Raw genomic sequence first — 20036 nt, 5'->3', positions numbered from 1 at the left:
CTTCCGCGCGAAGTTACCGGCGGGTTAACGTTGGTCCATGCCGATTGAGTCGTCCCGCGACGCCGTCATCGTCGCCACCGCCCGCTCCCCCATCGGCCGGGCGCACAAGGGGTCCCTGCGCGATGTCCGCCCCGACGACCTCGCCGCGACCATCGTCCAGGCCGCACTGGACAAGATCCCCGCGCTCGATCCGACCACCATCGACGACCTCTACCTCGGGTGCGGCCTGCCCGGCGGTGAGCAGGGCTTCAACATGGCCCGGGTGGTCTCCACCCTCCTCGGTCTGGACACTGTCCCCGGTGCCACGCTGACCCGCTACTGCGCCTCCTCGTTGCAGACCACCCGGATGGCGATGCACGCGATCCGGGCCGGTGAGGGCGACGTGTTCGTCTCCGCCGGGGTGGAGATGGTCTCCCGCTACGCCCGAGGCAGCTCCGACGGGCTGCCACCCGAGGCGCAGGCCCTGGTCGGCGGCGGCTGGGAGAACCCGCGCTTCGCGTCGGCCAGCGAGCGTTCGACGCGCCGCGCGCAGGGCGGCGCCGAGGTGTGGACCGACCCGCGCGAGGTCGGTGAGCTGCCCGACATCTACCTGAGCATGGGGCAGACCGCGGAGAACCTGGCCCAGGTGTACGACATCACCCGCGCCGACATGGACGAGTTCGGCGTACGCAGCCAGAACCTCGCCGAGAAGGCCATCGCCGACGGTTTCTGGGCCCGGGAGATCACCCCGGTCACCACGCCGGACGGCACCGTGGTGAGCACCGACGACGGGCCCCGGGCCGGCGTCACCCTCGACGCGGTCGCCGGTCTGAAGCCGGTGTTCCGCCCGGACGGTCGGATCACCGCCGGCAACTGCTGCCCGCTCAACGACGGCGCGGCCGCCGTGGTGGTGATGAGCGCCCAGCGGGCCGAGGAGCTCGGGCTCACCCCGCTGGCCCGGATCGTGTCGACCGGTGTGACCGGTCTGTCGCCGGAGATCATGGGTCTCGGGCCGGTCGAGGCGTCCCGGCAGGCACTGCGCCGAGCCGGTATGACCATCGACGACGTCGACCTCGTCGAGATCAACGAGGCGTTCGCCGCGCAGGTCATCCCCTCCTACCGCCAACTGGGCATCCCGGAGGAGAAGCTGAACGTGATGGGCGGGGCCATCGCCGTCGGCCACCCGTTCGGCATGACCGGCGCCCGGATCACCGGCACCCTGCTCAACGCCCTGGAGTGGCACGACAAGACCATCGGCCTGGAGACCATGTGCGTGGGCGGCGGCCAGGGCATGGCCATGGTGCTCGAACGGCTCAGCTGAGCCGGGCCGCCCTCAGAGCGCGCTGCGGGTCGCCGCCACCTCGGCGGCGGCCCGGGTCAGCGCCTCGGCCCCCGGGTCGGCGGCCAGCAGGTCCGCCGTCACCACCCGCAGTTGGTCGGGCAGGGCCAGGTCGTTGTCGAGCCGGGGCACGACCCGGCGGGGCTCCCCCTCGGTGTCGGCGGCCAGGTTGGCGATCTCCTGCACCAGCCGGTGCACCAGGTCGGCGCGGGACACGTTGCCCGTGGTCGCGGCCGCCGCCCACCGGGGCTGCTGCCAGTGCGCGATCTGACGGACCAGCAACTGCACGGCCTTGTCCAACTCCGCTGCGCTCATCGCCGCCGAGTCTACGGCCGGCACCGACCGCGCCGGGCCGGGCCGGTCAGCGGCGCAGATAGCTGAGCAGCCGCAACAGCTGCCAGTAGAGGAACACCAACCCGGTGAGCAGGCCGAACGCGCTCAGCCACGCGTACCGACGGGCACGACCGTCGCGCACCGAACGCTCAACGAGGTCGAAGTCGAGGATGAAGCTGAACGCGCCCGCGATGATGGCCACCACCGAGAAGGCGTACGGCAGCCAGCCGACCTCCCCGCTGACGCTGTAGACCGCCAGGCCCGGTCGCCCGGTGATCAGGTACGACACCAGGTTGACCACACTGAGCACGGCGATGCCGAGCAGGGTGCCGATCACCAGGCGGGCCAGCCGGGGCGTCGCCCGGATCACCCGGGCCCGGTAGAGCGCCGCCATGCCGAGGAAGACGCCGAAGGTGCCGGCCACCGCCTGCACCACGATGCCCGGATAGACCTGCTCGAAGGTGCGGCTCGCCACCCCCAGCAGCAGGCCCTGAAGGATGGCGTAGCCGACGATCGGCACCGGATTGGTGATCCCCCGCAGCGAGATGACCAGGATCAGCGCGATCGACGCGAGCGCGCTGCCGGCCAGCGCGCCACCCAGCCACACGGCGTCGGGGATCACCGCCCAGGACACCGCCGCGGTCGCGCCGGTCACGAGCAGCAACCCGACGGTACGGACCACCACGTCGTCGACTGTCATCGGTTCGACGTCCCGGGCGCCGAGCACCCGGGACTCCACCCGGCTGCTCTCGTCCAGCCGGTTGAGCACCGGGTTGTTGCTGCGCACCGCCGCCTCCTTCGCCCGCGTACCCCTCGCAGTCACTCTGCCCCGGGCGGAGCAGCGGCGGCGGCCAAACGGCGCGGACGACGACGCCCGCCCCCACCTGGGTGGGGACGGGCGTCGGTCGGCAGTGCGGACGAGGGTCAGTCGTCGCCCTGGAAGTAGCTCAGCAGGCGCAGGATCTCGATGTAGAGCCAGACCAGGCTCACCAGGATGCCGAACGCGGCCACCCAGGAGTAGCGCTGCGGCAGGCCCATCCGGACGCCGTCCTCGATCTCCTTGAAGCTGAGCACGAAGCTCAGCGAGGCGACCACGATGCAGACCAGGCTGAAGCCGATGGCCAGTGGGCTGCCGTCACGCAGGCCGGTGTTCACGCCGAACAGCGCCAGCACCAGGTTGATCATCATGACCGCGAAGAGGCCGGTCATCACCGCGATCATGCCCTTGACGAAGGCCGGGGTGGCCCGGATGACCTTCGCCTTGTAGAGCATCGCCATCAGGAAGAAGATGCCGAAGCTGGCTGCGGCGGCCTGGAGCACGATGCCGTCGTACGCCGTCTCGAACGCCTTGCTGACCATGCCGACGAAGACACCCTCGACGACCGCGTACGCGATCACGAGCGCCGGGTTGGCCATCCGGGAGAACGAGATGATCAAGCCGAGGACCAGGCCGACCACCGCCGCGCCGATCCAGGCGGTACCGACCAGCGCGTCGGGCACGAGCACCCAGGCAGCCGCGGCGGTGATGCCGAGGATGCCGAGCAGAGCCACCGTCTTGACGACCACGTCGTCGACGGTCATGGGCGCCACGGTCGGCGGCGCGGCCGGGTAACCGGCCTGGGACGGGTACTGCTGGGGAATGCCGGGCTGTCCGTACGGCCCGGCCGGGGCGTACCCGGCGGAGCGCTCCCGCTCGGCCGCCTGGCCGAGCCGGGCGAGCACCGGGTTCGAGGTCTTCACTGTCTGGCCTCCCTCAGGGGGTCGTTTGCACGTGAACGTGCCCTCCAAGAGTAGACGGAACAGCCAAGTCTCGGAGATCACGAATGAGAATGTCTGACTCGACCGGTGCCCGGGGCGGGGGTCGAACCCGCACGCCTTTCGGCAGCCGCTTTTAAGGCGGCCGTGTCTGCCGTTCCACCACCCGGGCGAGTGGCACCGGCGCGTCGACACGCCTGGTGCAGTGTCACCGTAGCCGGTCTGCGGCGACCCGGCGTACCCCGCCGGCCTGGCCACATTAGGGTCGATGCCGTGAGCAGCGCAGCCCCAACGGCCTCCGACGCCGCCCCTGAGCAGGCATTCCGCCTCGCCGATCAGGTCAACCGCCGCCCCTGGGCCACCCGGCTGCTGACCGCTGTGCGCCGCCACCGGGCAGATCTGCTGGCTGCTTTGATCTTCGCGGTGCTGGCCGGCTGGCTCACCCACGGGCTGTGGCCCGACCCGGGGGCCCGCACGCTGGCGCTCAACCCGGAGGACCAGACCCTCTACGAGTGGTTCCTGGCGGTGGACGCCCGCGCGCTGCTCGGCGACTTCGACCTGCTCACCGACCGGCTCAACGCTCCCGACGGCGTCAACCTGATGGCCAACACCACGGTGATCGCGCTCGGCGTCCTCTTCTCGCCGGTCACCCTGCTGCTCGGCGCACCGGTCACCTTCGCGCTGCTCGCCGCCGCCAACCTCGCCGGCACCGCCGTCGCCTGGTACCTGCTCTTCCACCGGACGCTGCGGGCCCGCCGGTTGGCCGCCGCCATCGGCGGCGGGCTGTGCGGATTCGGCCCCGGCATGGTGTCGCAGACCAACAGCCACCTGCACATGACCGCCCAGTGGCTGGTGCCGGTGATCGTCTGGCTGGTGGTCCGGCTGCTGCGGGCGTCCGACCCGGGGCCAGCGACACCCGACGAGGCCGGTCGTACCCGCACCAGCGGGCCGGACCGTCGGCGACTGTTCAGCTCGGCGGCGGGACTGGCCGCCGCGGTCACCGCGCAGGTCTTCATCGGCGAGGAGGTGCTCTTCCTCGCCGCGATCACGCTGCTGGTCATGGCGGTCAGCTACGCCGTGGCGGACCGGGACCTGGCCCGCCGGGCGCTGCCCGGGTTCGCCGGCGGGTTGGCCATCGCCGCCGGGCTGGCCCTGCTGGTGCTCGGCTATCCGCTGTGGTTCCAGTTCGCCGGGCCGCAGGGCGTCGCCGACGGGATGTTCACCCCGGCGTACTTCTCCGCCGACCTGAGCAGTTGGTGGACGCTCTCCCCACTGTCGGTGGCCGGCCGCGACGAATCCGCCCGGCTGACCACCGGCCCCGCCGAGTACAACACCTTCCTCGGCTGGCCACTGCTGCTGGTCACCGCGGTCTGCGCGATCTGGGCCGGGCGACGCCGACTGGTCTTCGCCTGCGTCGTGGCCGGTCTGGTGATGGGGGCGCTCTCGCTCGGCCCGGAGGTGGTCCTCGGCGGCACCAGGACGGCGATCCCCGGCCCGTACGCCCTGATCGGAGGGCTGCCGGTGGTGGACGGCGCGCTGCCGATGCGGTTCGCGCTGGCGTTGCTGCCGATCGTCGCGACGCTGCTGGTGCTCGCCCTCGACCGGGCGCTGCGCAGCTCCGGTCGGGCCCGACGGCTGGTGCCACTGGCCGTCGGCGTGGCGCTGCTGCCGGTCTTCCCGAGCCCGCTGCCGACCGCCGGACGACCGGCCGTGCCGGAGTTCATCACCGGCGGCCACTGGCGGAAGTGCGTACCCCCGGGCGGGGTCCTGGTCCCGGTGCCACTGCCCACCCCGAAGGAGCCCGGGCCGATGCGCTGGGCGACCGCCGCCGACGCCGGTTTCGGGCTGCCGGAAGGCTTCTTCATCGGCCCGTACGGAAGGGGTGGCACCGCGGCGATGGGTACCTTCAAGCAGCCCACCTCCGCGCTCCTGGCGGATGTCGCCCGGCGCGGCGACCAGCCGGCCATCGGCGACGAGCAGCGCCGCCAGGCCGCCCGCGACGCCGACTTCTGGGGTGCCTCCTGTGTGGCGCTGACCGATGACGCCCCCCACGCCGGGAGTCTGCGGGCCACTCTGGACCAGCTCTACGGCCCGTCCACCCGGATCGCCGACGCCTGGACCTGGGGGGTCTGACCACACCCCGACCCGGCGGGAGGGGTGCGCCGCCCCAGCATCGGATACGACGAGGGCCCCGGCCCTACCGAAGCGGTAGGACGGGGCCCTTTCGTGCCGTCAGTGCTCAGACGCGGGGCGCGCCGACCGGCTGAGAGGCCTCGACGAACTCCTCGCGCGGGTCGTGCAGCTGACCCAGGGCGACCACCTCACGCTTGAGGAAGAACGCCAGCGACCAGTCCACCACCACGCGGACCTTGCGGTTGAACGACGGGATCCGGCTCATGTGGTACGTCCGGTGCATCACCCAGGCCGGCCAGCCGGTCATCTTGATCCCGTACACCTGGGCCACGCCCTTGTGCAGACCGAGGCTCGCGACGCTGCCGGCGTGCTTGTGCTTGTAGTCCACCGGCTCGCGGCCCCGGATCACGGCCACGATGTTGTCGGCCATCCGGGCGGCCTGGCGCACCGCGTGCTGGGCGCTCGGCGAGCAGAAGTTGCCCGGCTCCTTGGTCAGGTCCGGAACGGCGGCGCAGTCACCGGCGCTCCAGGCACCCTCGACCACCTGGTCACCGTCGACCACCTGAAGCGTGGGCAGGCAGGTGATCCGGCGGCGGTCGTCGCGCGGGAAGTCAGTCGCGTCCAGCATCGGCGACGGCTTCACGCCGGCCGTCCAGACGATCGTGTCCGAGCGGAAGCTGTCACCGTCGGAGAGCTTGACCACCCCGTCGACGCAGGACTCGAGCCGGGTGTCCAGCCGGATGTCCATGTTCCGCTTCATCAGCTGCCGCACGGTGTAGGCACCCATGTCCCGATCAACCTCGGGCAGCACCCGCTGCGTGGCCTCGACCAGCACCCAGCGGACCTCGTCCTGCTTGAGCTCCGGGTAGTAGCGCAGGGCGTCGCGAGCCATGTCCTCCATCTCGGCGAGCGCCTCGATGCCGGCGTACCCACCGCCGACGAAGGTGAAGGTCAGCGCCGACCGGCGGACGTCCGGGTCCGGCGTGGCAGCCGCCACGTCGAGTCGGTCCAGCACGTGGTTGCGCAGGTAGATCGCCTCGCCGATGGTCTTGAACCCGATGCCCTGCTCGTGCAGGCCGGGGATCGGCAGGGTGCGGGAGACCGAACCCGGGGCCACGATCACGTGGTCATAGGTGATCTCCCGGGCCGGGCCGCTGATCGGCTGCACGGTGGCCACCTTGCGGTCGTGCTCGATCCGCGTGACCGTACCGGCCACCATCTTGCACCGGCGCAACTCCCGCCGCAGCGGCACCACGGAGTGCCGCGGGGAGATGTTGCCCGCCGCCGCCTCGGGCAGGAACGGCTGATAGGTCATGTGTGGTTGGGGATCCACCACCATGACCTCAGCCTCACGGGAGCTGAGCTTCTTCGACAGGCGCAGGGCGGCGTACAGACCGACGTGCCCGGCACCAACCACAAGGATCCGCTTCGGATTCACGCCTACTATCTTTCCCCGGCCGGCTCAGGTAATCCCGCTCGCGCCCCCCATCTGTGACGGAGCACAACCCGTGTGACCTGCGTAACCCTCACGTCGCAGCCGTCACCGACGCCGCAGCAGCCAGCCCAGCAACGCCGCCGTCCCCACGGCCACCAGCAGCCCCAGCACAGTGACCCACTGGTAACCGGCCCCACCGCGTGTCTCCGCCGCCTGCAACAACAGCACGCCGAGCACGGCGGCACCCAACAGCACAGCGGCCGACCGCAGCAACCAACGGGTGATCAACTCGGGGTCCACCACCGCGTCGTACGGCAACAGCGCGGCCAACGCGCAGAGGGTGTGCGCCAGGTAGAGAAGGGCCGCCACGGCGAGCAACCGCCAGAGGGCGACCGGACGGCCGTACCCGTCGGTGGCGAGCAACCAGCCGCCCACCGTGACCAACGCCGTGAAGGTCGCCCAGAGCCGACGCGGCCCGAACGCGGGCAACAGGGCGGCCACCGCCAGGAAGAGGACCGGTCGGCCGGAAAGCACCTCGGCGGGAAAGGCCAGGGCGAACCCGGCAGACACCAGAACGAAGATCCCGGCCCGAACCAGCAGCGGGGCCATGCTGATGCGGGCGACGGCATTCTGCGCCGCCCGAACCCGCCCGGCAACGGCGTCAATCATCTGTTTCCCACCCTTGGGGCCGTCGCCAACCGGGCCACATCCCGCAGCACCAGGTCCAGGCTGCCGGCGCCGGCCCAGCGCACCACCGGTACGCCGTGCTCCCGGAGCTGCCCGATCATGATCTCCCGATCCAGCCGCCACAGCCGGTACGCCACCTCGGCCCAACCATGGTCCTTCGGCGGCGTCAGGTCGGTCGGCAACGTGTCGACCGCCACCACGAACCGTCCGCCCCGGGCCAACCGGGCGAGCATCTGCGCCGACCGTTCGTCCAGCAGCGGGGTGAGCACCACCACCAACGCGTCCGAGGAGAGCAACTGCGGGCCGAAGACCTGGTCGTACGGTTCGTGCGCGGACGCGTGGACCCGGACGTCGAGCAGCCACTCCAGAACCGTCAGGTACTGCCGTCGCCCGGCGGCCGGCCGCAGCCGGCGGGCGGTCGGCCCGTACTCCAGCAGGGAGACCCGGTCGCCACGGTGCAGGTAGTGCTCGGCGATCGCGGCGGTGGCCCGGACGGTGGTGTCCAGCACCGAGGCCGCGCCGTCCACCCCACCGGAACGGCCCGCCTCGGCGAGCACGTCGAGCAGCACCACCACCTCCGCGTCCCGGTCGGAGAGGGTGGCGGCCACGTGCAGTTGCCGGGCCCGCAACGAGACCCGCCAGTCGATCCGGCGTAGCCGGTCCCCGGGCGCGAAGACGCGTACGCCGGCCAGCTCGCCGCCCTCTCCGGGCCGGCGGGAGTGGTGCGCCCCGACCAGGCCGGCGGCGCGGGGCATCGCCTCGACCGCCTCGAACGGCTCGGTACGCGGGTACACCCGCACCCGGACCGGCTCGGTGATCACCGCCCGGGACACCAGCAGGCCACCGGCCGTGGCGACCCGCGCGCCGGCCGGGCCGATCGGGTGTCGACCCCAGCGCAGGGCCTTGCCGGCCAGCCCCAGGTCCACCGCGGCGCCGATCGGCACCGAGGTCACGAACGGCCGGTCCGCGACAGAACGGCGTCCGCCGTTGCCCGCAACCGCCGCACCGGTCGACCGGGCGGCACCCGGTTCCCCGCCGCCAACGGTGTCGTCGAGGGCGAAGCCGGCCCGGTCGATCCGCAGCCACGGCGACACGCGGGAACGCATCACCACCAGGTCGTAGTCGACCGTGTCCGGGTTGCCGACGCTCACCGCCGCCAGCACGTCGCCGCCCTCGACCAGCGGCCCGCCGTCACCCTGGCTGATCCACACCTGTGGCAGCGCCGTGGGCCGTCGACGCAGCGCGTACGCGGTGCCCAGCGCGAACGGGGCGGCGAGCACGATCAGGTCCACCCGGCCCAGCAACACACCGGCCACCAGCAGCAGGCCGGCGAGCAGCACCGCGCGGCCGAGCGCCGGAGTGGGCGCCCAGCCGGCGGACGGTTCCGCTTCGGTGGCCCTCGGCACGGTCGGTCCGGTCATCAGTGCCGGGGCCCGCCGGCGGCGTAGCTGGGCAGCGCGCCACTGGCCGGGGCGGGAGTGGCCTCCAGCACCTCGCCCACCACGAAGGCCGGGTCGACCCGGCGCAACCACATCTCCGGCCGCAGCGTGATGCGGTGGGCCAGGGCGGGCGCGGCCACCGACTTGACGTCCTCCGGCACCACGTAGTCCCGTCCGCCGAACACCGCGCGGACCCGGGCCAGCAGCAACAACGCCAGCGAACCGCGAGGTGAGGCGCCGACCAGCACCGACGGGTGCTCTCTGGTGGCCGCGGTGAGCGCCACGATGTAACGGCCGATGGAGTCCTCCACCACCACGTCCTCCAGGGCGGCCTGCATGGCCCGCAACGTCGCCGCGTCGACCACCGCCTTGATGTCCGCCTCCTCCCGGCGACGGCCCATCCGGCGACGCAGCACCTCCCACTCCTCTTCGTGCTGCGGGTAACCGAACGAGACCCGCAGCAGGAACCGGTCCAGCTGCGCCTCGGGCAGCGGGTAGGTGCCCTCGTACTCGATGGGGTTGGCGGTGGCCAGCACGTGGAACGGCTCGTCCAGCTTGTAGGTCACCCCCTCGACCGACACCTGCTTCTCCTGCATCGCCTCCAGCAGCGCCGACTGGGTCTTCGGCGGAGTCCGGTTGATCTCGTCGGCGAGGAGCAGGTTGGTGAAGACCGGGCCGGCCCGGAAGCTGAAGTCGCCGTTGCGCTGGTCGTACAGGAACGAGCCGGTGACGTCGGCGGGGAGCAGGTCGGGGGTGAACTGCAACCGACGGAAGTCCAACCCGAGGGCCTGGGCGAACGAGCGGGCGGTGAGCGTCTTACCGAGCCCCGGCAGGTCCTCCAGGAGCACGTGCCCGCCCGCGAGGATGCCGGCGAGGACCAGCTCCAACGCGTCCCGTTTGCCGACCACGACGGTGCCGACCGCGTCCAGGACCGCCCGGGCCAGGTGCCCGACCTCGGCGGGGGCAATGCTCCGGTCCACGTCGTTCATCAGATGCTCTCCAGTTCGGCGACGATCACCGCGAGGTCGCGCGGCGACGGGGTGCGGCGAGGCGGGGTCTCCAGGAACGTCCACAGGCGGTCACCCAGCAGGGCACGAGCGCGGGCGGGATCCGACTCACGGGTCACGCCGTGTTTCAGCCGCATCCGCTCGTCGGCCAGTTCACCGAGCCGGGGCAGGACCGTGCCGGTGAACCGTTCGGGTCGGGTCGAGGACCAGTCCAGGGGCCATTCCCACCTGTTGATCGCGCTACGCAGCGCATCCCGGGCACCCCAGTTGTAGCTGCCGTCCTCCTCGCCCGCACCGACCCGACCGGCGGGCGGCGGGGGCGGAGGTGCGAGCAGGGCGGTGACCCGGCGCACCGCCAGCACGGCGAGCACCCCGGCGATCAGCACGGGTAGCGAGACCTGGAGGCCCACCGCGCGCAAGCCGACGAGCAGGACCGCGACCAGCGCGGCAGCCCACGCGAGCGAACGCAGCACCGGACGCCACCGGGAGTCGCGCGCTTCCGGACCGGTCGGCGCGGCTTCCTCCTCGAACGCGAGCAGGTCGTCGATGCTGGTGCTGCTCATGAGGTCACCGCCGCAGTGAGTTCTCCGCGCAGCCGGCCGAGCGCGGCACGGGCCTGGTCCCGGGTGCGTTCGCCGACCGGGTGGGTGGCGTACCGGGCCTCCCGGTAGACGTGCGCGAACTCGGCCAGCACGTCGGTGCTGGCGATCGCCGGCACGCCCGCTGCCGGGTCACCCTGCAACAACCGGCTGACCAGGTCGGTGGGGGTGTCCCCGGCGAGCCGTGGCACACCGGCCGCGGCGGCGGTCTCCTCCAGCCGCACCCAGCAGGCGATCACCGCCACCCGGGGATCGGTGTCCCGGTCGTCGAGCTCCACCAGGCCGGCGTCGAGGGCGGCGACCACCTCACGCGCGGTGCCCTCGGCGGTGCGCCGGGCCCGCTGCGCCGGCAACGCCCGGGTGGTACGGCGCAGCGCGCCCCGGATCAGGATCCAACTGAGGTAGGCGAGCGCGGCGAGGATGGCCAACCCGAGCAGGGCCATCGCCACCGTGGAAATCCACTGCGGGATGTGCGCCTGGGTGGCCTCGCCGGCGTCGCGTGGTTCGATCGGGATGGACGGTGACGGCTCGACGGTCGGGTACTCGGGAACCCAGGGAACGTTTTCCGCCGCTGGCGGGATCCGACTGGCCCCGATCGACGAGTGAGCCGACGCCAGCGCGGCACCGGCGAGCAGGACGGCGACCGCGCCGACCGGCCACCACCGGCGCAGCAGGCCGAGCACCGGACGCAGCACACCCGCTTCGGTGGGTGGTACTGGCGTGGGCGGGCGTGTTCCGTCTGTCATCGCCACCACCCCACGCGTCGTCTCAGTCCACTCCGGCCAGCTGTTTAGCCTGGCCGAAGACGTCGTCCAACATCCCTGGTGTCAAGCGCCCGGTGAAGGTGTTCTGCTGACTGACGTGGTAGCAGCCCAGCAAGTCCGGGGCGTCCGTGCCGGACCAGTGTGCCCCATGGCCGAACGCCGGTCGCGGGCTGGGCGGGCGCTGCTCGTACACGGCGCGGAGCACCGGCCACCACGCGGCCCAGGCGAACGCGCCCAGCGCGACCACGACCCGCAGCGTGGGCCGGATCAGTGCGACCTCGCGGTGCAGCCAGGGTGCGCAGGTGTCCCGTTCCGCCGGGGTCGGCTTGTTGTCCGGGGGCGCGCACCGGACGGCCGAGAAGATCCGCAGGTCCCGCAGGGTGAGCCCGTCGTCGGCGGCGACGCTGGTCGGCTGGTTGGCCAGCCCGGCCCGGTGCAGCGCGGCGAACAGCACGTCACCCGACCGGTCGCCGGTGAAGATCCGACCGGTGCGGTTGCCACCGTGCGCGGCGGGCGCCAGCCCGAGGATGGCGATCCGTGCGTCACCGGTGCCGAGGCCGGGCACCGGCCGACCCCAGTACTCCTGGTCGCGGAAGGCGGCCCGGCGGGTGCGGGCCACCTCCTCCCGCCAGCGGACCAGGCGCGGGCAGGCGAAACAGTCACTCACCGCCGCGTCGAGGTCGGCCAGGTCGGCCGCCCGCGCTGCGCGGGCGACCACCTGTTCGGGGGTACGCGTCTCAGCCAAGCTTGGCCCGGAAGAGTTCCAGGGTGCGGGCCCAGGCGCTGGCGGCGGCGCGCTGGTCGAACGCCTCCGGCCGGTCGTCGTTGAAGAAGGCGTGCGAGGTGCCCGGGTAGTCGTAGAGGTGGCAGTCGCCGCCGGCCTCCTCGATGGCCGCACGGGCGGTCTGTACGCCGTCGGCGGCCGAGGTGCCGTCCTCTTCGGAGCAGTGGATGACCGCCGCCTTGCCGGCGTAGTCGGCCCAGTCGGGGCGCATCGACTCCCAGGGCAGCACGGGATAGAAGCCGGCGGTGGCGACGATCCGCTCGGAGATGGTGGCCGACCAGAGCGCCAGGCTGCCACCGGCGCAGAAACCCACGGCACCGACCTTACCGGTGACCTCGGGTCGCCCGGCGAGATAGTCGGCAGCGCCGGCGATGTCCTTCGCCGCCTCGTCCATCCGCATGGCCAGCAGGAGCCGCTGCGCCTCGTCCGGCTCGCTGGTCGTCTCACCGTGGTAGAAGTCCGGGGCGAGGGCCACGAAACCGGCCTCGGCGAACCGGTCCGCCACCGACCGGATGTGCGGGACCAGACCCCACCATTCCTGAATGACGATGACGGCGGGGCTGGCCGTGCCGCTGGCGGGTATCGCGAGATACCCCTCGCTCGTGCCCCCGTTGCTGCGGTAGCTCACCATCTCGCCCATGGGCCGTCCTCCTAGCGGTCAGTCATCGTTGGCTGGTCGCCCAGTGGTCCTACGTGCCGGTAGCCTGCCACGCCGCGAGGCCGTCGGGAAGACGCCGGAACAGTGGCATTCACCTCCCGTTCGCCCCCTGCCAACTCCGGGTACGCCGACGGCGGCGGGGTCTGCCCCCGCCGCCGTCGATTCCGATCTACCGCTCCGGTCAGACCTTCTTGGTCAGGCAGAGCACATAGCCGGTCTTGCCCGGCTCGATGCTGGAGAAGATGTACCCCTCCTCGTCCTCCTTGAAGAACTGGGTGCAGGTGGTGTCGGCCTTGGCCTGGGCCTCGCTCTGGCCGTCCACCCGACCGACCACGTTGAACGCCGCCTCGGTGGAGGTGCACTCGACGACCTTGGCGCCGTCGACCTCCTCCTGCTCGGCCCCGCTGACCTCGGGCAGTTCGGCGATGCAGTCGCCGGCCTTGGCGTCGGCGGTCTCGTCCTTGTTGAAGTAGTTGCCGATCGCCGAGGCGACGCCGAACTTCAGGCCGGCGATGACGACGACGGCGAGGATCGCACCGACGACGCCGAGAGCCTTCCTCCCGCCGGACTTCTCCGCCTTCGGCTCCGCCGACGACGATTCGACGGTCGGCTGTGGTCCGGCCGCCTGCGGCGTCTCGACGGCCGACTCAGGGGTTGCGGCGTCGGGCGCGGGGGACGATGCGACCTGCTCTGACACGGGGGTTCCTTCCGAGGGGTTGATGAGCAGACGACACCGTAACGATCATTGATTTCCGGTGCCGTCCCGCCCGCCTCGTCCGTTCAGCTATTTCCCAGCTTCGCGAGCATGATCCAGTTCACACCGTGGTTCAGCGCGTCGGGGTCGGGGTTGGCGTGCCGCTCGGCGTCGCGGTCGGATCCGCCGAGGACCCGCCGGTGCTCGCGCTCGGCGTCGGCGTGCTGGTCGGATCAGGTGTGCTGGTCGGATCCGGCGTGCTGGTCGCTGGGGCTGGCGGGAGGGGCGCGCCCGGTGCGCGGGGCACGAAGGGCGCCTGCTCCGGGCAGTACGGGTACGCCCGCAGCGTCTGGTTCACATAGGCGCCTTCCAGGCAGTCCGGATAGCCGAGCCGGATCGGGTTGCCGTTCTGGTCGAAGAGCCGGGCGTTCTCCACCAGGCGGCCCTCGCTGTCGTAGACGAAGACGTCCCGGATCCGGTCGTACGGGCTGTCGACCGAGGTCTGGTCGTAGCCGTAGTCGCCGTACCGCATCCGGTCCTCAGCCTGGATCAGCGCGGAGAACGCGAAGACCACCAGCACCGCGCTGGCGACCTGCACCGCCGAGCGCGGCCAGCGGGTCAACCGCCCGGAGCGGCGGCCGATCCAGATGGAGGCGAGCACGAGGCCGACCAGCATGATCATGCCGGCGAGCAGTTCGCCACCGAACCTCGGCAGCAGACCGAAGCTGCCGCCGGTGGTGACCACCGTGACCAGCATCGCCGCCAGGTAGCCCCGGAGCACCCACCAGCCGGGGCGCAGCAACCGGAGGAAGTCGCTGGCCGTCGCGTACCCCAGGGGTGGGCCGAGCCGCGTGTCCACGGCGCGCAGCCGGCTGCGGACACCGACCATCGCGCTCGCCACCCGCTGGTCGAGGTTGCGCCCGCTGCCCGGAGCGGCGCCGGCCGCGGCGCGCAGTTCGGCGGCGTACGTCTCGGGCTCGCCCAACCGCTCGACCAGGGTGCCCTCGGACTCGGCGGCGACCTCGGCAAGGTGGTCGGCCAGGTCCTCGGTCAGCTCGTCGCGCTGCCCGGCGGGCAGGTCGGCCAGAGCGGCCCGGACCCGCGCCACGTAGTCGGTGATCTCCTGCTCCGTGACGGTCATGCCGCCATCCCCCGATCGTCGAGCAGACTGTCCATGGTGGTGGCGAACGAGCGCCAGAGCTTGCCGGAGCGGGTCAACTGGTCACGCCCCGCGGCGTTGAGTGAGTAGTACTTGCGGTGCGGCCCGGATTCGCTCGGCACGACATACGTGGTGAGCAGGCCGGCGGCGAAGAGGCGGCGCAGCGTCCCGTAGACCGAGGCGTCGCCGACCTCCTCCAGGCCGGCTTCGCGCAGCCGGCGCAGGATGTCGTAACCGTAGCCGTCCTCCTCTCGCAGCACGGCCAGGACGGCCATGTCGAGCACGCCCTTCAGCAACTGTGTGGTGTCCACGCATTGCACACTACTGTGCAATGCGAAATAGCGTCAACGGACCCGCCACAACGCGCCGAGCCGGGCGGGCGGGCGGGCGGCGAGATCGACTCGGCTTTCAGGAAGTCGGGGCATCCGAGACGCCCGGACACCGCGACTTCCTGAAGCGCGAGTTGATCTAGCCCGCTGGCCTGCTGGCCCGCTGGCCTGCTGGCCCGCTAGCGCGCGGTGGCTGGCTGGAGGCTCCAGGCGATGCCGTCAAGAATGTCGTGCTCCGAGGCGACCACCGACGGCATCCCGGCCCGCTCCATGATCACGCGGAGCACCAGCGCTCCCGCGCCGATCACGTCGGCCCGGCCCGGGTGCATCACCGGGGTCGCCAACCGCTGCTCGCGGGTCTGGCCCAGCAGCTCAGCGGTCACCCCGGCGACCTCCTCGTAGGACACCCGGGCGTGGTGGATGCGCTCCGGGTCGTACTCCCGCAGGCCCTGCGCCAGCGCGACCACGGTGGTGACCGACCCGGCGAGGCCGACCAGGGTGGCCGCCTCACGACCGGGCACCACGGCGAGCGCCCGGTCCACCACCGCCGCGATGTCGGCCTGCGCATCCGCGACCTGCTCAGGTGTCGGCGGGTCACCGGGCAGGTGCCGCTCGGTCATCCGAACACAGCCGATGTCCACCGAGATCGCCGAGCGCACCCCGGCGACCCGATCGCCGACGACGAACTCGGTGGAACCGCCACCGATGTCGACGACCAGGACCGGCTCCTTCGCGTCGGCGGGCAACCCGCGCACCGCGCCGGTGAACGACAGCCGGGCCTCCTCGTCACCGCTGACCACCTCGGGCGCGACACCGAGGGTGGCCTGCACCATCTCGGTGAAGTCGGCGGCATTGGCGGCATCACGGGAGGCCGACGTGGCACACATCCGCACCCGCTGGGCACCCAGCTTCTCGATGTCGGCGGCGTACGACGCCAACGCCACCCGGGTCCGTTCGATCGCCTCCGGCACCAGTCGGCCGGTGCGGTCCACGCCCTGCCCCAACCGGACGATCTCCATCCGCCGGGTCAGGTCGACCAGCGGCGCCTGCGGCCCGGCCGAGGCGTCGGGCAGGTCGGCGACCAGCAGTCGGATCGAGTTGGTTCCGCAGTCGATGGCCGCCACACGCGTTGTCACGCAGCAACCTTACGGCAGGCCTGGCGGCCATCCGGCGGCTTGGCCAGGCGTGGGCCACGACGCGCACGGATCACCCGACGGGCCGCGCAACAACCCCGCCCCGAGCGCGGTCAGGTGATGTCGGACGGCCCCGCCCTCCCGCTCGCTGACCACCAGACCGGCGGTCCGCAGCGCGCGGGCGTGCTCGGAGGCCGAGGAGAGACTGATCCCCACGGCCCGGGACAGCACTGTGGTGGTCAACCCGCCCTCGGCGTCCAGCCGGCGCAGCACCAGCGCCCGGGTGACGCCGAGCAGCCGACCGAGGGAGTCGTCGTCTCTGGCCGCGCGCGCGGGCATCACCACCGGGTAGACGAGCAGGATCGGGTGACCCGGCTCGACCAGCACACGGGGGCGCGGCCCGGCCAACGGGGAGGGCAGCAGGATGAGCCCGTGCCCGGTGCCGGGGAGGTTGGCGTCCCACCACGTGCTCACCTCCAGCACCGGCTCGCGCCACCGGATCCCCGGGTGCAGGCCTGCGAAGAGGCTGGCCAGGCCGTGCTGTGCCAACCGCTGGCTGGCAGCCGACACCTGCTGACGGTACGCGGACGCCAACTCGGCCCAGTGCGGTGCGAGCACCGCGTCGAACCAGGTCCGCACGGCCCCGCCGAACAGGTCCAGCGCCTCCGGGTCGGCCGCCGCGAAGCGTCGCCGCAGTGGGCTGACGGTCGTGTCCGCGTACGCCATGGTGACCTCGTCGCGGACCCGCCGGGCCGGAGTGGCCCGGATCGCCTCCAGCCCGGCCTCCACCGACTCCAGCCCGGAGAGGGGGGTGACGAAATCCGGCAGGCGCCCCCGGTCGGGCAGCAGGTGCCGCAGGATAGCGGTGGCAGCCTGGGCGGCAGCCGTGCCCTCGACCGCCGCCGATGCCCGCTCGGCCAGGGTGGGTGCCATCGCCGCGACCGTGGGATCACGCAGCCACTGACCGGCCAGCAGCGCGATCCCGACCGGATGGAGCCGATCGGCGAAGCGCACCCGGCACAGGTCGGCCGACCCGAGGCGGAGGCGAAGCATGACGACAGCCTGCCCGCCTTCGGCCAGGACCGAAAGGGTTGCCCCGCGCTCGGCTGGAATCCAGTGTGGACGGCGGGGTCGACGGGGGGTGGCCGGCGTGCGGCGAACGGTGGCAGTGTTGACGGGGCTCTGCCTCATCGTCGCCGCCGCGGCTTGTGGTGAGCGGGGGCAGCCCTCGTCGACCCCGTCCGCCGCGCCGGCCACGCCGAGCGAACGACCGGCGGCCGGCGACCACCAGCTCACCCTGAAACACAACGGGCTCGACCGCACCTACCTGCTGCACGCGCCCCCGGGGTACGACCCGGGCAGACCCTCCGCGCTGATCATCGCGCTGCACTTCTATCCCGGCACCGGATCCTCGATGCGGGAGTTGGCGGGCCTGGACGCCAAGGCCGACAAGGACAACGTGCTGGTCGCCTACCCCGACGGACAGGGCGGCGGGTTCAACGCGCTGATCTGCTGCGGCAGCGCTGACGACGTCGGCTTCCTCGACGCCCTCACCGATCATCTGGTGCGAACCTGGAACGCGGACCCGCGCCGGGTGTTCCTCACCGGCATCTCGAACGGCGGCGACCTGAGCTTCCGGGCGGCGGTGGAGAGCACGGGCAGGTTCGCGGCGATCGGGGTGGTCAGCGGTGGTTACATCGGGGAGTTGACCAAGGCGGACAGTTACGTGCCGAAGAGCCCGGTCTCCGTGATCACCTTCATCGGTGACCAGGACCGGTACGCCTCGACCTTCCAGACCGGGATGCGCACCTGGCAGCAGCGACTCGGCTGCCGGCCGATCCCGAAGGCGTCCACGGTGCCGGGAGTGACGCACACGGTGGCGGGCTGCGCCGACGGCAGCGAGGTCAGCGTCTACACGATCGCCACCATGGGGCACAGTTGGCCGGGCGCGACAACCGGTGAACTCGCCGCGTCCACCGCCGGGCTGTCCGCCACGGACCTGATGTGGGACTTCTTCGCCGCCCACCCCCGCAAGGGCTGATCACAGGCGCAGCAGCATCCGGGTGTTGCCCAACGTGTTCGGCTTGACCCGCTCCAGGTCCAGGAACTCCGCGACACCCTCGTCGTACGAGCGCAGCAACTGCTCGTAGACCGGCTGCGGCACCGGAGCGCCGTCGATCTCGCGGAAACCGAACGAGCCGAAGAACCGGGTCTCGAAGGTGAGCACGAAGATCCGTGCCACGCCCAACTCCCGGGCCGCCTCGATCAGCTCGCCGACCAGCCGGTGACCGATCCGCCGCCCCCGGCAGGACGGGTCCACCGCCACCGTGCGGATCTCGGCCAGGTCCTCCCACATGACGTGCAGCGCGCCACACCCCACCACGACGTCGTCCTCGGCCCGGACCGCGACCCGGAACTCCTGCACGTCCTCGAAGAGGGTGACGGTGGCCTTGCTCAACAGCCGCCGGTCGTCGGTGTAGGTGTCGACGAGCCGCCGGATGCCCCGCACGTCCCCGGTGCGGGCCCGCCGTACCGTGATCTGGTCTTCGGCCTGGCCGCTCATTCGGCTGACGGCACGTCCACGCACGGCCCCGCCGACCACCAGGGCTCGACCAGTTCCAACGTCTCGTCGCCGAACGGGTTCACCCCGGGACCGGCGCCCAGCGCGTGACCCAGGTGCACGTGCAGGCACTTGACCCGGCCCGGCATCCCGCCGGCCGAGATGCCGGCGATCTCCGGCACCTCGCCGATCGCGTCCCGGCGGGCGAGGTAGTCCTCGTGCGCGGCACGGTAGTGGGCCGCCAGCTCCGGGTCGTTGGTCAGCCGGTCCGCCATCTCCTTCATCAGCCCCGCCGACTCCAGTCGGCTGCACGCCGCGGTGGCCCGGGGGCAGGTCAGGTAGTAGAGGGTCGGGAACGGGGTGCCGTCGGCGAGGCGGGGGGTCGTCTCCACCACGTCCGGAAGGCCGCACGGGCAACGGTGGGCGACCGCCCGGGTGCCGCGGGGCGTCCGGCCGAGCTGCGCGGCCACCGCGGCCAGGTCGGCCTCGGTGGCCGGCTCACGCTGCGGCAGGGGAACGGAATCCGCCGCCGGCTCCGACGGTGGTACGACAGTCACGGTGCCCATCTCTCCTGGTGTGCTGGTCGGTGGCTCACTTGCCCGGCTGCTGGCTGTCCGCCGCCCGCACGCTCGACCAGAGCGTGTCATACCAGGTCACCGGGCCGGTCGGCTCGGCGGATCCGGCCGGCTTCCCGGCGTCCCGGGCAGCGCCCTCCGGGTCGTGCAGCACCACCATCATCTTCTCGCCCGGCCGGCCCATGAAGAACCGTTCCCGAGCCTGCGTCTCGATGAACGCGCGGTCCTGCCACTTCGCGGCCCGCTCGGCGAGGTTGGCGATCTCCCGCTCCTGCGCCGCCTGGGCGGCCTCCATCCGCTCGATGTTGGCCTGCTGGTCCAGGTAGACCCGGACCGGGTAGGTGTAGGCCAGCGCGAGCGCGATCAGGACCGCGAACAGCACGGTGGCCCGACCGGTGAAGCGACGGGGGTGGGGGGCGGCGAGCCGTTTGACGGCACCACCGGCGGCGGTCCGACGAGCGGCGGCCGGGCGATTCGCGGAGCGCACCCCTTCGGCGCCCCGGGCAGCACCCGGAGCGCGACCGGCGGCGCGCGGCTCGGCGCGTACGCCGGCCTCCCGGACCGATCCCCGGGTGACGCGCGCGCCGCCCGGCCGACCGGACTGACCCGGCCGACGGGCGGGACGCTGACCACCCGGTGTGCGGCGCTGCGGCATCGTCACACCCCTCCCCCGA

General features: G+C 72.2%; 22 protein-coding genes and 1 tRNA gene. 3 read left to right on the top strand and 20 right to left on the bottom strand.

The window, feature by feature from the left end; genetic code table 11:
- Nucleotides 1-37 precede the first annotated feature (37 nt).
- Nucleotides 38-1300, top strand: coding sequence for an acetyl-CoA C-acetyltransferase (locus EV382_RS29945; RefSeq protein WP_130407398.1), 1263 nt, complete (start codon nucleotides 38-40; stop codon nucleotides 1298-1300).
- A 12-nt stretch (nucleotides 1301-1312) separates the two neighbouring features.
- Here the strand turns inward: EV382_RS29945 and EV382_RS29940 are convergent, their stop codons facing one another.
- The 4 genes from EV382_RS29940 to EV382_RS29925 all read right to left on the bottom strand — a co-directional run bounded on the left by EV382_RS29940 (nucleotide 1313) and on the right by EV382_RS29925 (nucleotide 3578).
- Nucleotides 1313-1633, bottom strand: a complete 321-nt coding sequence (locus tag EV382_RS29940; RefSeq protein WP_130407396.1) for a hypothetical protein — start codon at nucleotides 1631-1633, stop codon at nucleotides 1313-1315.
- A gap of 46 nt (nucleotides 1634-1679) precedes the next feature.
- Nucleotides 1680-2438, bottom strand: coding sequence for a Bax inhibitor-1/YccA family protein (locus EV382_RS29935; RefSeq protein ID WP_130407394.1), 759 nt, complete (start codon nucleotides 2436-2438; stop codon nucleotides 1680-1682).
- 137 nt (nucleotides 2439-2575) lie between these two features.
- Entirely contained in the window at nucleotides 2576-3391 is an 816-nt protein-coding gene (locus EV382_RS29930) for a Bax inhibitor-1/YccA family protein (protein ID WP_130407392.1), read from the bottom strand.
- Between the two features lie 106 nt (nucleotides 3392-3497).
- Nucleotides 3498-3578, bottom strand: a tRNA-Leu gene (locus EV382_RS29925).
- Nucleotides 3579-3679: 101 nt separating this feature from the next.
- Here EV382_RS29925 and EV382_RS29920 point away from each other — a divergent pair.
- Nucleotides 3680-5539 (top strand): hypothetical protein, encoded by a 1860-nt coding sequence (locus EV382_RS29920; protein ID WP_208758517.1) that lies wholly within the window; start codon nucleotides 3680-3682, stop codon nucleotides 5537-5539.
- Between the two features lie 106 nt (nucleotides 5540-5645).
- On the opposite strand, the gene EV382_RS29915 is transcribed toward EV382_RS29920, so the two are convergent.
- The 13 genes from EV382_RS29915 to EV382_RS29855 all read right to left on the bottom strand — a co-directional run bounded on the left by EV382_RS29915 (nucleotide 5646) and on the right by EV382_RS29855 (nucleotide 17280).
- Nucleotides 5646-6977: an NAD(P)/FAD-dependent oxidoreductase gene (locus EV382_RS29915; RefSeq protein ID WP_130407390.1), complete on the bottom strand. Its 1332-nt coding sequence runs from the start codon at nucleotides 6975-6977 to the stop codon at nucleotides 5646-5648.
- Between the two features lie 102 nt (nucleotides 6978-7079).
- Nucleotides 7080-7640: a hypothetical protein gene (locus EV382_RS29910; RefSeq protein ID WP_425272012.1), complete on the bottom strand. Its 561-nt coding sequence runs from the start codon at nucleotides 7638-7640 to the stop codon at nucleotides 7080-7082.
- Nucleotides 7640-9082 carry a DUF58 domain-containing protein gene (locus tag EV382_RS29905; protein WP_130407386.1) on the bottom strand — a complete coding sequence of 481 codons (1443 nt, stop codon included), beginning with the start codon at nucleotides 9080-9082 and terminating at the stop codon, nucleotides 7640-7642. The genes EV382_RS29910 and EV382_RS29905 overlap by 1 nt, the downstream gene beginning before the upstream one ends.
- A complete protein-coding gene (locus EV382_RS29900; protein ID WP_130407384.1) occupies nucleotides 9082-10089 on the bottom strand; it encodes an AAA family ATPase in 1008 nt (335 codons plus the stop codon). Before EV382_RS29900 ends, EV382_RS29905 begins: the two co-directional genes overlap by 1 nt.
- A complete protein-coding gene (locus EV382_RS29895) occupies nucleotides 10089-10670 on the bottom strand; it encodes a hypothetical protein (RefSeq protein WP_130407382.1) in 582 nt (193 codons plus the stop codon). The genes EV382_RS29900 and EV382_RS29895 overlap by 1 nt, the downstream gene beginning before the upstream one ends.
- Nucleotides 10667-11452, bottom strand: coding sequence for a DUF4129 domain-containing protein (locus EV382_RS29890; protein WP_130407380.1), 786 nt, complete (start codon nucleotides 11450-11452; stop codon nucleotides 10667-10669). The genes EV382_RS29895 and EV382_RS29890 overlap by 4 nt, the downstream gene beginning before the upstream one ends.
- 22 nt (nucleotides 11453-11474) lie before the next feature.
- Nucleotides 11475-12188 carry a uracil-DNA glycosylase gene (locus tag EV382_RS29885; protein WP_130407378.1) on the bottom strand — a complete coding sequence of 238 codons (714 nt, stop codon included), beginning with the start codon at nucleotides 12186-12188 and terminating at the stop codon, nucleotides 11475-11477.
- 19 nt (nucleotides 12189-12207) lie between these two features.
- Nucleotides 12208-12894 carry a dienelactone hydrolase family protein gene (locus EV382_RS29880; protein WP_130407376.1) on the bottom strand — a complete coding sequence of 229 codons (687 nt, stop codon included), beginning with the start codon at nucleotides 12892-12894 and terminating at the stop codon, nucleotides 12208-12210.
- A 199-nt stretch (nucleotides 12895-13093) separates the two neighbouring features.
- Nucleotides 13094-13609 (bottom strand): LppU/SCO3897 family protein, encoded by a 516-nt coding sequence (locus EV382_RS29875; protein WP_130407374.1) that lies wholly within the window; start codon nucleotides 13607-13609, stop codon nucleotides 13094-13096.
- A 130-nt stretch (nucleotides 13610-13739) separates the two neighbouring features.
- On the bottom strand, nucleotides 13740-14747 hold the full coding sequence (locus tag EV382_RS29870; RefSeq protein WP_130407372.1) for an HAAS signaling domain-containing protein: 1008 nt from the start codon (nucleotides 14745-14747) through the stop codon (nucleotides 13740-13742).
- A complete protein-coding gene (locus EV382_RS29865) occupies nucleotides 14744-15076 on the bottom strand; it encodes a PadR family transcriptional regulator (RefSeq protein WP_030328782.1) in 333 nt (110 codons plus the stop codon). Before EV382_RS29865 ends, EV382_RS29870 begins: the two co-directional genes overlap by 4 nt.
- A 197-nt stretch (nucleotides 15077-15273) precedes the next feature.
- Nucleotides 15274-16218 carry a Ppx/GppA phosphatase family protein gene (locus tag EV382_RS29860; protein WP_130409322.1) on the bottom strand — a complete coding sequence of 315 codons (945 nt, stop codon included), beginning with the start codon at nucleotides 16216-16218 and terminating at the stop codon, nucleotides 15274-15276.
- A gap of 21 nt (nucleotides 16219-16239) precedes the next feature.
- Nucleotides 16240-17280 (bottom strand): ArsR/SmtB family transcription factor, encoded by a 1041-nt coding sequence (locus EV382_RS29855; protein ID WP_165435884.1) that lies wholly within the window; start codon nucleotides 17278-17280, stop codon nucleotides 16240-16242.
- Between the two features lie 97 nt (nucleotides 17281-17377).
- Between EV382_RS29855 and EV382_RS29850 the strand changes: the two genes are divergently transcribed.
- Entirely contained in the window at nucleotides 17378-18268 is an 891-nt protein-coding gene (locus tag EV382_RS29850) for a CE1 family esterase (RefSeq protein ID WP_244236850.1), read from the top strand.
- On the opposite strand, the gene EV382_RS29845 is transcribed toward EV382_RS29850, so the two are convergent.
- Genes EV382_RS29845 through EV382_RS29835 form a run of 3 tightly spaced genes read right to left on the bottom strand, consistent with a single transcriptional unit; the run spans nucleotide 18269 to nucleotide 20017 of the window.
- On the bottom strand, nucleotides 18269-18790 hold the full coding sequence (locus tag EV382_RS29845) for an amino-acid N-acetyltransferase (protein ID WP_130407366.1): 522 nt from the start codon (nucleotides 18788-18790) through the stop codon (nucleotides 18269-18271).
- On the bottom strand, nucleotides 18787-19344 hold the full coding sequence (locus EV382_RS29840) for a DUF501 domain-containing protein (RefSeq protein ID WP_130407364.1): 558 nt from the start codon (nucleotides 19342-19344) through the stop codon (nucleotides 18787-18789). The genes EV382_RS29845 and EV382_RS29840 overlap by 4 nt, the downstream gene beginning before the upstream one ends.
- A 34-nt stretch (nucleotides 19345-19378) precedes the next feature.
- Nucleotides 19379-20017, bottom strand: a complete 639-nt coding sequence (locus EV382_RS29835; RefSeq protein ID WP_130407362.1) for an FtsB family cell division protein — start codon at nucleotides 20015-20017, stop codon at nucleotides 19379-19381.
- Between the last annotated feature and the right edge of the window lie 19 nt (nucleotides 20018-20036).

The sequence above is a fragment of the Micromonospora violae genome (genome assembly GCF_004217135.1).
GTDB lineage: Bacteria > Actinomycetota > Actinomycetes > Mycobacteriales > Micromonosporaceae > Micromonospora > Micromonospora violae.
Note: the sequence above shows the minus strand (reverse complement) of the source record. Positions and strands in the feature narration are given on the sequence as shown.